The organism is Flavobacterium sp. UBA7680 (genome assembly GCF_002482975.1).
Classification (GTDB): domain Bacteria; phylum Bacteroidota; class Bacteroidia; order Flavobacteriales; family Flavobacteriaceae; genus Flavobacterium.
On the sequence record NZ_DLHA01000050.1, the window covers coordinates 46,594 to 59,186 of the forward strand.

The 12,593-nt window shown below is 33.4% G+C and carries 9 protein-coding genes; 3 read left to right on the forward strand and 6 right to left on the reverse strand.

The annotated features are described in order from the left end of the window. Nucleotides 1-23 precede the first annotated feature (23 nt). Both B3C18_RS20355 and B3C18_RS20360 read left to right on the forward strand, forming a co-directional pair. Nucleotides 24-563, forward strand: coding sequence for a 3-hydroxyanthranilate 3,4-dioxygenase (locus B3C18_RS20355; RefSeq protein ID WP_291151026.1), 540 nt, complete (start codon nucleotides 24-26; stop codon nucleotides 561-563). A gap of 141 nt (nucleotides 564-704) precedes the next feature. Next, nucleotides 705-881, forward strand: coding sequence for a hypothetical protein (locus B3C18_RS20360; RefSeq protein WP_291151029.1), 177 nt, complete (start codon nucleotides 705-707; stop codon nucleotides 879-881). 1 nt (nucleotide 882) lies between these two features. Here B3C18_RS20360 and B3C18_RS20365 read toward each other — a convergent pair whose 3' ends face one another. Then, nucleotides 883-1,842 carry an MBL fold metallo-hydrolase gene (locus B3C18_RS20365; protein ID WP_291151032.1) on the reverse strand — a complete coding sequence of 320 codons (960 nt, stop codon included), beginning with the start codon at nucleotides 1,840-1,842 and terminating at the stop codon, nucleotides 883-885. Nucleotides 1,843-2,024: 182 nt separating this feature from the next. Between B3C18_RS20365 and B3C18_RS20370 the strand changes: the two genes are divergently transcribed. Continuing rightward, entirely contained in the window at nucleotides 2,025-3,578 is a 1,554-nt protein-coding gene (locus tag B3C18_RS20370; protein WP_291151035.1) for an aldehyde dehydrogenase family protein, read from the forward strand. 77 nt (nucleotides 3,579-3,655) lie between these two features. Here the strand turns inward: B3C18_RS20370 and B3C18_RS20375 are convergent, their stop codons facing one another. From B3C18_RS20375 to nuoL, 5 genes are all read right to left on the reverse strand, one after another. Then, complete coding sequence (locus tag B3C18_RS20375; RefSeq protein WP_291151038.1) at nucleotides 3,656-6,415, reverse strand: T9SS type A sorting domain-containing protein; 2,760 nt, start codon at nucleotides 6,413-6,415, stop codon at nucleotides 3,656-3,658. Between the two features lie 460 nt (nucleotides 6,416-6,875). After that, a complete protein-coding gene (locus B3C18_RS20380; protein ID WP_291151041.1) occupies nucleotides 6,876-7,649 on the reverse strand; it encodes a Bax inhibitor-1/YccA family protein in 774 nt (257 codons plus the stop codon). 162 nt (nucleotides 7,650-7,811) lie between these two features. Then, the gene (locus B3C18_RS20385; RefSeq protein ID WP_291151044.1) at nucleotides 7,812-9,203 is read right to left on the reverse strand and encodes an NADH-quinone oxidoreductase subunit N; all 1,392 of its coding nucleotides are present in this window, start codon (nucleotides 9,201-9,203) and stop codon (nucleotides 7,812-7,814) included. Nucleotides 9,204-9,259: 56 nt separating this feature from the next. Continuing rightward, nucleotides 9,260-10,699: a complex I subunit 4 family protein gene (locus B3C18_RS20390; protein WP_291151048.1), complete on the reverse strand. Its 1,440-nt coding sequence runs from the start codon at nucleotides 10,697-10,699 to the stop codon at nucleotides 9,260-9,262. Nucleotides 10,700-10,709: 10 nt separating this feature from the next. After that, nucleotides 10,710-12,593: an NADH-quinone oxidoreductase subunit L gene (gene nuoL, locus B3C18_RS20395; protein WP_291151051.1), complete on the reverse strand. Its 1,884-nt coding sequence runs from the start codon at nucleotides 12,591-12,593 to the stop codon at nucleotides 10,710-10,712.

Here is a 12,593-nt window from a genome sequence, read left to right on the forward strand (position 1 = left end):
CTTTTCATAAATTCTGAAAAAAAATGGCTATAACAAAACCATTCAATCTAACAAAATGGATTGAAGATAACCGACACTTACTAAAACCACCAGTTGGAAATAAAAATCTATATGTTGACTCAGGCGATTATATTGTAATGATTGTTGCCGGACCAAATGCACGAAAAGATTATCATTATAACGAAACCGAAGAACTTTTTTATCAATTAGAAGGAAGTATAAAAGTTGTAATTGAGGAAGATGGAGAACGCAAGGAAATGGAATTAAATGCCGGAGACATGTATTTACATCCCGCTAAAATTCCGCATTCTCCAGTTCGTTCAGAAGGTTCCATAGGATTAGTAATTGAGCGTAAACGTGCCGGAAAAGGATATACTGACGGTTTACTTTGGCATTGTGATAATTGCAATCACAAACTTTACGAAGTGTATTTTGAACTGCATAATATCGAAAAAGATTTTCTTCCTCATTTCGAACATTTCTACAATTCAGAAGAATTAAGAACTTGCGATAAATGCGGAACCGTAATGGAAACTGATCCTAGATTTACAGCTAAGAAGTAATTTATTGATCTCGAGGAACGAATATTAAACCCGACAGGTTTTTAAAACCTGTCGGGTTTAGATTAAGTAAGTTAAGCCCCTAATAAATTTCTGAAAATTTGTTAGGTATTATTAATGTAAGAAATAATTTAAAATATTAAAATGAAGGATTCAAAAAAGTTAGAGGACTCAAATACAAATATAATTACTAACTCAGAAGAGGATTTCTTGTCACACTTAAAGGCAGAAATTGAACAAGGAAAAGAAGACCTTAGAAACGGTAATTTTATTACTCATGAGGAGATGTTATTAGAGTTGAAAAGAAAAAAACTTATTTAGACTACAACTCAATTTTTTTCCCTTGTTCAGGATAAATAATCTTCAATCCTAAATCATTTTGGCTTTTCAACTGCTCTTTAATTTTAGCAATATTTTTAGCAGGCGGTTTTAAATGCGTAATAATGATTTTGAAATTATTCAAAGAACCTTTTCCAGCTAATTCTTCCAAAACAAGAAGTTCAGTCATTAAGTGATTTGGAGTTAAGTGTCCAAATAAAAATTTGTCCGGCTGTTCATTTGGGAAAGAAACTTCAATTAAAATACCTTTCAATTGTTTGCTTTGAACCAAAGGTGCAACCGCTGTCCACAAAGCTTTTAATTTATCGCTTTTTTCTACAGAATCAGGGCCTGTGTCTCCTAAATACAAAACATAATTATCTTCATTTTTAATTAAAAAAGCAGTACTCTCAAACGGATTAACATGACTTAAAGGAAAAGCTTTAACTGTCATTGTTGTATTCGAAAGCGGCGTTTCTTTATTTATATTTAAAGTTTGAAAGTGATATTTTTTCAACGGAAAACCAACTCCCTTATCTCCAAAATTTGCCCAGGTTTGATCGTTGAAATAATGGTTTTCCATCATTTCCATACATTTTTCAGTTGCGTAAACTGTTTTAGAAGAATCGGCAGGAGAATTTATAATTAAGCCAGAAACGTGATCTAAATGGGCATGCGAAATCAAATATCCTTTTATATATTTTCGTAAAACTTCGCTGGTTGAAACTTTGAAGACTTTGTTTTCAATTGCTTTTTCAATTCCGGCATTTACCGTTCCAGCATCCAGACAAACAAAATCTTTTGTGTTTGCTGGTGCAATTAAATAAGCCGAAAGATTTTTCTCGTCGATTCCGCCTTTTATTCCTAAAGGAACAATTTGAAAAGAAGATTTTTGTTCTTTTTGAGAAAAAGCATTAGATGAAATTAAAACAAAACAAAGCAAAAGCCGACTGAAACTGGTCATATTTATAATTTTAGAAATGCAAATTTCATCAAATTTACCGAATATATCAGGATCGCTTTGCGTTAATACTTGTAAAATAACGCTAAATTTACTTTGTCTTTAATAGTTCAATATCATTTGAAATTAATTCTAAAATAATATCTTTACATAAAAATATAACAATTTTAACTAAAAAAGTTACAATGACAACAATAGCATCACAATTTGGCATGAATGAAGCTTTGGAAAAACTAGGAATTAAACTAGTTAACGAAGGAACTTCAACTGGAGTAGAAAACTTTTCATCAGGAGAAATTTTAGATAGTTTTTCACCTGTAGACGGAAAATTAATTGCATCTGTAAAAACTTCAACTCTTGAAGATTACGAAAAAGTAATGCGTTCAGCAACTGAGGCATTCAAAACTTTTAGATTAATTCCTGCGCCACAGCGTGGAGAAATCGTGCGTCAGTTTGGAGAAAAATTACGTCAAAATAAAGAAGCTCTTGGTAAATTGGTTTCTTATGAAATGGGAAAATCATTGCAGGAAGGTTACGGAGAAGTTCAGGAAATGATCGATATCTGTGATTTTGCCGTTGGTTTATCTCGTCAGTTGCACGGGTTGACAATGCATTCTGAAAGACCAGGACATAGAATGTATGAGCAATATCATTCATTAGGAGTTGTTGGAATCATTTCTGCGTTTAACTTCCCGGTTGCTGTTTGGTCTTGGAACACAGCTTTGGCTTGGATTTCAGGAGATGTCTGCGTTTGGAAACCTTCTGAAAAAACACCTCTTTGCGGAATTGCCTGTCAAAATATTATTGCTCAGGTTATCAAAGAAAATAATCTTCCAGAAGGAATTTCTTGTTTGATAAACGGCGATTATAAAATAGGCGAACTATTGACAAAAGATACTCGTATTCCGTTAATTTCTGCAACAGGTTCTACCAGAATGGGAAAAATTGTTGCACAAACAGTTGCCGGAAGATTAGGAAAATCGTTATTAGAATTAGGAGGAAATAATTCAATTATTGTAACTCCGGATGCTGATATTAAAATGACCGTGATTGGAGCTGTTTTTGGAGCTGTGGGAACTGCAGGACAGCGTTGTACATCAACTCGAAGATTGATTATTCACGAAAGTATTTATGATAAAGTAAAAGAGGCTATTGTAGCGGCTTATAAACAATTACGTATCGGAAATCCGCTTGACGAAAATAATCATGTTGGACCGCTTATCGATACGCATGCTGTTGAGCAATATGCTGTAGCTTTAAATAAAGTAGTTGCCGAAGGTGGAAAAATTCTGGTTGAAGGCGGAGTTCTTTCTGGCGAAGGTTACGAAAGCGGCTGTTACGTAAAACCTGCGATTGCTGAAGCTGAAAACTCTTTTGCTATTGTACAGCACGAAACTTTTGCTCCGGTCTTATATTTGATTAAATATTCTGGTGATGTTGATAATGCTATTGAACTTCAAAATGGAGTAGCACAAGGATTATCTTCTGCAATTATGACAAACAATTTACGTGAAGCCGAAAGATTTTTATCTGTAACAGGTTCTGACTGCGGAATTGCGAATGTAAACATCGGAACTTCGGGAGCTGAAATTGGCGGTGCTTTTGGTGGTGAAAAAGAAACTGGAGGCGGACGTGAATCTGGTTCTGATGCCTGGAAAATCTACATGAGACGTCAAACAAATACGATTAATTATACAACGAATCTTCCTTTGGCACAAGGAATTAAATTTGATTTGTAATTAAATCTCTTTTAAATATTAGAAAAAAAGGCTTCCAAATTATGGAAGCCTTTAGTTTTATAAATTATTATCAGGGTTTATTTTTTAATAATAGTTTGATTAAATGAATCTTCGGCAGTATAAATTTTTGCTAAATAAGTTCCTGTTGAAAGCTGACTGATATCAATTGTTTCAGCTCCTTTTTGGACAGTTTTTACTAATAAACCTGAAATATTATAGATCAAAACTTTTTCTATTTTTTGATTTGGATCTGATACGTATAAAATGTTTGAAACAGGATTAGGATACACGAATATTTTCTCATTTTCTATTTCAGCAGAAGTTTCTATTTTTACCATACGAAGCGTTCCACCGTTGTAAACCGTACTCATATAAAATAAGTTTGAGGTATCTTTTTTAGTTATTGTATGACTTCCTGCGGCCAATGAAACTGTTACAATTCCGTTTGAAGCTACTTTGTCAACATTGTCAACTTTTATTGTTGCCGATGCTTCTACAAAAACAAGTGTTAAAGTACTAGCCTGACTTGTAGTAAATGAAATATTGGTAGAAGATTCAATTTTTAAACATTGCGTTAATGTCAAACCATTATAAGTAACCGTTCCTTTAGTAGTAGAAAGATTTCCTGTAATTGCGTAGAATGTACTTGTTTTTCCTGAAGTTGTAAAATTGTGAATTTCACTTCCAGATGAACCTGTATTTACAGTAATTGTTCCAGTTCCTGTTGCAGGAGTTCCCGTTCCGGTAGTTGCAATTGAATACGAAACTGTTGCAGTTGGAGTTCCTGAAATAGTTATTGTTTTGGTTGATGTGTTTTTTACAAAAGTTAATCCAGATGCCGGCAAACCAGTTACAGTGGCATCAGTTGCAGTTCCTCCCCAGGTAAATACGATTGAGTTAATAGCAGTTCCGCTGGTTACGGTTTGGCTGTTATTATTTGTTGATGTTAGGGTTTGAGTTCCTGTCGCATTTACAGTAATAGTTCCAGAACCAGTTGCAGGAGTTCCTGCAGTTCCTGTTGTAGCAATTGAATAATTTACAGTTGCAGTTGGAGTTCCAGAAATTGTGATTGTTTTAGCCGAAGTATTTTTTACAAAAGTCAATCCAGAAGCTGGTAAACCAGTCACAGAAGCATCAGTTGCGTCTCCTCCCCAAGTAAAAACAATTGCGCCGATAGCAGTTCCGCTAGTAACAGTTTGATTGTTATTAGAGGTTGAAGTTAAAGTTTGATTTCCGGCCGGAGGATTTGTTCCATCCTGAACATAAACTAAATTAGTCTGATAATTTGTCAAAGCCGATTTCAATCCTGTATTTACTGCATCGGCAGTATCATCAACGGCATTGTTAAAGGTCCATTGTGAATCTCCGCCAGACACACGACCTGCATATTGCATAACATTTGTTCTTGCAGTTTCCGGGCTGTCAGGCGTATAAGAATACATTACACTTGAATTCGTGTCAAAATTATTATACGTTTTAGCGCCTTTTTTTGATGTAATACTACTGCTGATGGTTTCATTTCTGGTTGATGCTACATAAGCATCAAATTCAACAGGATAAGTTGATGCATTGTACCCTACAAAACGATTTTGTCCGCTCATGGTGTTGTTGAAAGCTTTAATAGTTCCGCCGTCTTCGCTCGAAAAAGTTCCCTCTGCACCATTGTAAACATCTGTTCCCTGCATGGAAGTCAGCATTGGATATTTACAATTTCTAAAATAATTGGCTTCTACAAAAACAGAAGAACCTAAAGTTGATCCAACACCGTATTTCGAATTTCCATCATAATAATTGTTATAGACGTGAGCAGAATAATAACGCACACGCGGATGACGAGAATCAGAGTGATCGTACCAGTTGTGGTGATATGTAATATATAAACCAGCTGTTGTTCCTTCGCTTAAACCTAAAAGATTACTTTTTCCTGAATCCCAAAAGTGATTGTATGAAAAGGTAATATAAGTAGATTTTTTACAGTCTAAAGCTCCGTCTCCTTTAACCTGGTCTGCATCGCTTCCGGCATTTCCATAAAAGAAATCACAATTATGTACCCAAACATAATCATTATCTTGCTGTAAGCCTATATTGTCGCCTTCGCCGCTGTCGCAGTTCATTGTTCCAATATTTCGAATTTCTATGTTTGATGCATTTTTAACTCTTATTCCCCAGCCATCTGCAACAGCATCATTTCCTATTCCTTCCAGAGTAAGATAAGCCGAAGCATTTTTGCTGTTTTCAATAACAATGTCACCGCTCATCATATAAGATAAATCGGTAATTTGACCAATCATACGAATAATTATAGGTTTTAATTCTTTACCTTTTTTGTAACCGTCAAGAATAGTTTGCAATCCAACACAAGGATTTGCTGTCGCACCAGTTACATCAAGCGAAACGGTATTTTTAGTCTGCTCAGTTACGTAAATAATTACAGCATTACTTTTTGGAGTTCCGTCTGCATTATAGGCACCGGGAACGCGTGAATTAGCAAAAGCAAATCCAGATCGATCGTGTGCTTTAACTGTTAATGAACTTGTTGCAGTACCAGTTCCTTCAACACCAGAAATAACCGGTTTGATTTTTACAGTATAAGATCCGGCTTTTAAACCCGGAATATCGGCACGAAAATAACTTCCATAGCTTCTTATAAGCTGGTTGTCAATTTTTCTGTCAACAATTCCTTCGCCTGTATAATATACATTATACGTTTGGGCGTTGCTTACAGGCTGCCATTTTACAAAAACGGATTCAAGCCATCCGCTGGCTTCATTAATTTGCTGTGACCAAGTTTGGGCAGCAATAAAAAACATAGCTAAAAAAAGTAGGTTTTTTTTCATAATTGTTTAAGTTAGACATTAATAAAAGTTTTTTGTGGTTTTTGTGATTCTCGACTACAAGCGAAATTGTAATCGATTACACTAAATTATACAAAATTTTGATATTCTTATTTATTTTGTCTTAAAAAAACATATATGAACAAATAATCAATAATATTTTAGTTAAAATGTAATTTATTGCATTAATTGTAATTTATTACATGTTAAAATATTTTAAGCTAGCGCCTGATTTTATTGATATTTTAGAGAAGGAAAAGCGGACGTGTTTTTAAAATTTATTTTTTATAACTTTTAAATCTATTTTTGTTAAAATTTATTTTTAGTAAGAAAAAGATTTCTTTTATGTCTATTTCTATTTTGAACTTGCAAACTAATTATTAAAATATAAAGCATAAAAAAAAGCCTTTTTGAATTTCAAAAAGGCTTTTTAATTATGTGGACAAAGAAGATTTTTTAGTTCTTATTTGTTACTTGCTAGTTTAGATAATAATCTTAAAAATTCGATATACAACCAAACTAATGTAATCATTAATCCCATTGCTCCATACCATTCCATAAATTTTGGCATTTTTTCCTGAACACCTTTTTCAATAAGATCGAAATCTAAAAATAAATTTAGGGCTGCAACTATAATTACAAAAACGCTAATTCCTATGCTCATCATTCCATTTCCATAATGAACAGGGGTAAAATTAAAAATTAAAGAAGCAATCCATGAAATTAGATAATAAGTAGCGATTGCCAAAGTAGCAGCAATTACAACTGATTTGAATTGTTCTGTAACTTTTACGATTTTAAATTTATATAAACCTAAACAAACTAAAAAGGTAACCAATGTGGCTCCAACTGCGTTTATTACGATTCCAGGATACATAGCTTCAAAAATAGCCGAGATACCTCCAATGAATAACCCTTCAAATAAGGCATAACCCGGAGCAAGATATGGTGATAATTGTGGTTTGAATGCAGAAATTAAAACAAGAACAAATCCAACAATTGCACCTCCAATAGCAGGAAGCATAATGTTAATCCCGTTAAATGCCATCCACCATGTTACCATAGCAGCGCCGCATAATATTAAAAATAAAATAGCTGTTTTATTAATCGTACCAGACAAAGTCATTTCCTGATTGTAATCAATAATCTTTGCTTCGTGTACTTCTTCAGCTCTTGAAACAGCATTTGATGAAAAACGCTTGTTACTTAAAAAAGGATTTTTTGAATTGAAGGCCATAGTTTTTATGCTTTTAGTGAACCCAAATATATGGAGTTTTTTTGAAGTCTGTAATTTAACTTTAAATTTTTAACATGAAATTTTCTTTTGAAAACTGCTGTAAAACAAAAAATCCACCAAAAGAAACTCTTGATGGATTTGTATATTTTTTAATCTGAATTTTTAGTTCAATAAATCTAAAACTAATGAAGGGAATAAACCTAAAGCAATATTTAAACCGATAGAAATAATTGCAACAGCATAAATAAGGAATGGTTTTCCTGTGCGTTCTTCGTTTGGTTCTTTAGAATACATTGCCAAGATTAATTTGAAATAATATCCAACACTTATAATAGAGTTGATTACTGCAACAATTACAATAGCTACATAACCAGCATGAAGTGCCTGATCAAACAAGAATAATTTTGCAAAGAATCCTGAGAAAATCGGAATACCTGCCATAGACAATAATGAACCTGTCAAGATTGCAGCCAATAACGGATTTGTTTTTCCTAAACCGTGAAAGTTTGTGATGTCTTCGTTATCCTGATTTTTACATACATATAAAATAACGCTGAATGCAGCAATACCGGCTAAAGCGTAAGCAGCAGTGTAATACAATAAAACTCCTGCAGAAGTTGCAATAGTTAAGAATGTAATTAACATGAAACCTGCGTGAGAGATTCCAGAGAATGCCAGCATACGTTTTACATTTACCTGACGCAAAGCCATAATATTTCCAACGGTCATAGAAGCAATTGAAATTACAAGAATGATATTTTCAAATGTTCCTAAAAGATCTTGATTTTCTAAAGAAGGAATTAAATTCAATCCTGAAACTAATTTAAATAATGTTGCAATCGCTATTACTTTTGCTAACGTACTCATTAAAGCAGTTGTTAAAGCTGGAGAACCTTCGTAAACGTCCGGTGCCCAAAAGTGAAAAGGTACAGCAGCAATTTTAAAGAACATTCCAATAGTCATTAAAATCATTCCGATAGGAAACCAGATTGGTAACTCAGCAGATAAAGAACTTTCGTGAATTTCTGCAATATCAAAAGTTCCCATAGCTCCATAAATCAAACAAATTCCGAATAAGATAATTCCAGATGCGAAAGATCCCATCAAGAAATATTTCATACCTGCTTCATTACTTTTAATATTCAAACGGTCGCTCGCTGCAAGAACATATAATGCAATAGATAAAATTTCGATTCCAAGGAAAAACATGGCTAAGTTTCCAAAAGAAACCATGGCAACACCTCCGGCTAATAAAAATATTTTTATAGCAATGAAATCAGAGATTTTTGTCTGATGATTTTCGTAAAAATTATGGCTTAATGCTACAAGGAAAATAGTTAAAATAATAAACAATGATGAAAAAGCAGTCGAGAATTTACTCACTGTAATCATGTTATTGTAATAACTTGCTGTTGTTCCAAATTCGTAAAAGTTTAGTGCCAAAACTCCCAATAAACCTAAAATGGTAAACGGAACGATGCCTTTTCTAAAATTTAGAATTTCAAACAATAGGCAGAAAATACCCAATCCTGTTATAGCTATTAATGTATTCATTTTTGTTTTTTTGATTTAGGAAATCTAAAACGCCCTAATTTATTTTATTTAAAATATTAATTCTTATTGATAACGTTTAAAATCGTTTCTAAACTTGGAGTGATCAAATCTGTAATTGGTTTTGGATAAAATCCAAAGAAAATTAAAACAGCAATAATCGCAACTAAAGAAATTCCTTCGTTAACAGAAACATCTGCAAAAGTTTTTGAATTTGTTTCGCCCAACATTACGTTTTGGAACATTTTCAACATATAGTAAGCTCCTAAAATAATCGTTGTTCCGCCTAAAACAGCAAACCAAATGTTTATTTGAGAAAGGCTGTATAGTACAGTAAACTCTCCAACAAAGTTAAACGTAGTTGGTAAAGCAACAGATGCCAATACCAAAATTAAAAACATAGATGTGAATTTTGGAGATTGTGTACGGATTCCGCCTAATTCGCTAATATTTCTAGTTTCAAATCTTCTGTAGATAATTTCTGCAGCATAGAATAAACCAACTACCACAAAACCGTGAGCGATCATTTGTAAAACTGCTCCGCGGAAACCATCAAGAGTTAAAGTGTAAGATCCTGCTGCAATTAATCCAACGTGAGCAAGAGAAGAATAAGCTAATAATTTCTTTAAATCTTTTTGTCTCAAAGCTACGATTGAACCATAGATAACACCTGCAATTCCTAAAGCAATAAAAATATTCATGTATTCTTTTGCAGCAAGAGGTGCAATTGGCAATTGCCAGCGAATAACACTATATAATCCCATTTTCAACATGATACCAGATAAAAGCATTGTTCCAACAGTTGGTGCTTTTTGGTACACATTTGCCTGCCATGTATGGAAAGGAATAATAGGAATTTTAATTGCATAAGCTAAGAAGAAAGCAAGGAAAATCCAAAGCTGTTCGCAAGCAGATAATTGTACTTTGTATAAATCTTCAATTAAGAAAGAACCTGCTTTTTGGTATAAATAGATAAAAGCAGTTAACATAAATAAGGAACCTGCAAGTGTGTAAATAAAGAATTTAACCACTGCTTTTCTGCGTTCTTCAGCATCACCGTTACCCCAAATAAGAGCAATAAAGTAAATAGGAATAAGAGCCAACTCCCAGAAAATATAATATAAAAGACCATCTGCAGCAAGGAAAGTTCCTGTCATTGCAAATGCCATAAATAAAATCAAAGCATAAAAAGCTTTAGCATTTTTATATTCATTCCCGAAAGATGAGAATATAATAATTGGAGTTAAAGCCGTTGTCAATAAAAGCATGGCAAGACCTAAACCGTCAGCATTTAGCGCAAATGAAATTTTAGGCTGATTGATCCACGCATTGATAAGGCTGATATTTTCTCCAGCATTAAAATGGTTTAACAATACAACCGAACAGCCTAAAGCTGCTAAACTAAAGAACAAAGCTACTTTTGAAGCGAGTTTGTCACCAGCAAAATAGGTGATAAATGCACCAACTAAAAGAATAATTAATATAAGAGAAACGTTCATAGTTATAAAATTATTGAGCTAAAAATATATAAGAAACAATCGCGCAAAGACCTAAAACAAAAGCAAAAAGATATAATCCGATACTTCCTGTTTGAAGCTTTTTACCCTGAAACGCTAATTCGTTTGCTGCTTTTCCTAATCCAAAAACAACTGCAGATAATCCGGTTTCGATATAGTCTCTAAAAAATCTTGATAATGCATTTATAGAACGAACAAAAATCGCATCGTAAATTTCATCTACATAATATTTGTTATACAACACTTTTGTTAAGCCTGTAATATTTTCGTCTGCTTCAGGAACATTATCTTGTTTGAAGTATTTGATGTAAGCAATTAAAATTCCTAATAATCCGCCTAAAACAGCAACTCCCATTAAAGTATATTCAGTTGCGCCTAAATGATGTTCTTCACCAGCTACTTTTGTGAAAAGAGGCGCTAAATATTCATTTAACCAGCTGTTTCCAGGTAAACTAATTAATCCTCCAAAAGTTGCTAAAAGAGCTAAAATCATTAAAGGGAACGTAATTAAACCGTCACTTTCATGTAAATGATGTTTTTGCTCTTCAGTTCCTCTAAAATCTTTAAAGAAAGTTAAGAACATCAATCTAAACATATAGAAAGCTGTCATGATTGAAGCTACAGATCCAACAACATATAATGGAATACTGTGGTGGAAAGCAGTCAATAAAATTTCATCTTTTGAAAAGAAACCTGAGAAAAACGGAACTCCTGAAATTGCCAATGAAGAAATCAACATGGTCCAGAAAGTAATTGGCATTGCTTTACGCAATCCACCCATTTTGCGCATATCCTGCTCACCGTGTAAACCGTGAATTACGGAACCAGATCCTAAGAATAAACAAGCTTTAAAGAAAGCGTGTGTGATTACGTGGAAAACAGCTACTTCATAAGCCCCAAATCCTAATGCCAAAAACATTAATCCTAATTGAGAAACTGTAGAGTAAGCTAATACTTTTTTAATATCAGTCTGTACTAAACCAATTGTAGCCGCAACTAACGAGGTTATCGCTCCAACAATTGCAATTACCGTTTGTACATCTGTAGCAAGATCAAAAACAAAGTTAAGTCTCGTTACCATAAAAATACCAGCCGTTACCATCGTAGCAGCGTGAATTAATGCAGAAACAGGAGTTGGTCCCGCCATCGCATCTGGTAACCAAGTGTACAACGGAATTTGAGCAGATTTACCACAAGCTCCAATAAACAAGCATAAGGCTGCTAAAGAAAGTAATGGTAAATTTAAATTTGTTGCTCCAGCGATTGCAGTTTTTAAAGTTGCATAATCTAATGTTGAGAACATTGAACCAATAATGAACATTCCAATTAAAAGACCTAAATCTCCAATTCTGTTCATAATGAAAGCCTTTTTTGCTGCATCGTTATAATCCTGGTTTTTATGCCAGAATCCGATTAGTAAATAAGAGCAAAGTCCAACACCTTCCCAACCAATAAATAATACTAATAAGTTGCTTCCAATTACAAGCGTAATCATAAAGAATACGAACAGATTTAAATATGCGAAAAACTTGTGCATATTCTCATCGTCGTGCATGTAACTGATAGAGTATAAGTGAATCAAAGATCCAATTCCGGTTACGAATAATAACCACAGGACAGATAATTGATCTAATAAAAATCCAAGATTGATTTTTAGATTACTAATTTGAATCCAGTCAAATAAAGTAACTTCAATTCCTTTTCCGGTTGAAGTTATTTGATTAAAAAGAACAAGAGTTACTATAAAAGAAACAGCCACGGCAGCAGTTCCGATAATTCCGGAAACTGTTTTTCCTAAGCTTTTTCCAAAGAAAACATTGATTAAAAATCCTAAAAAAGGAGCTAAAACTAAAACTAAAGCTAAATTGGTATCCAT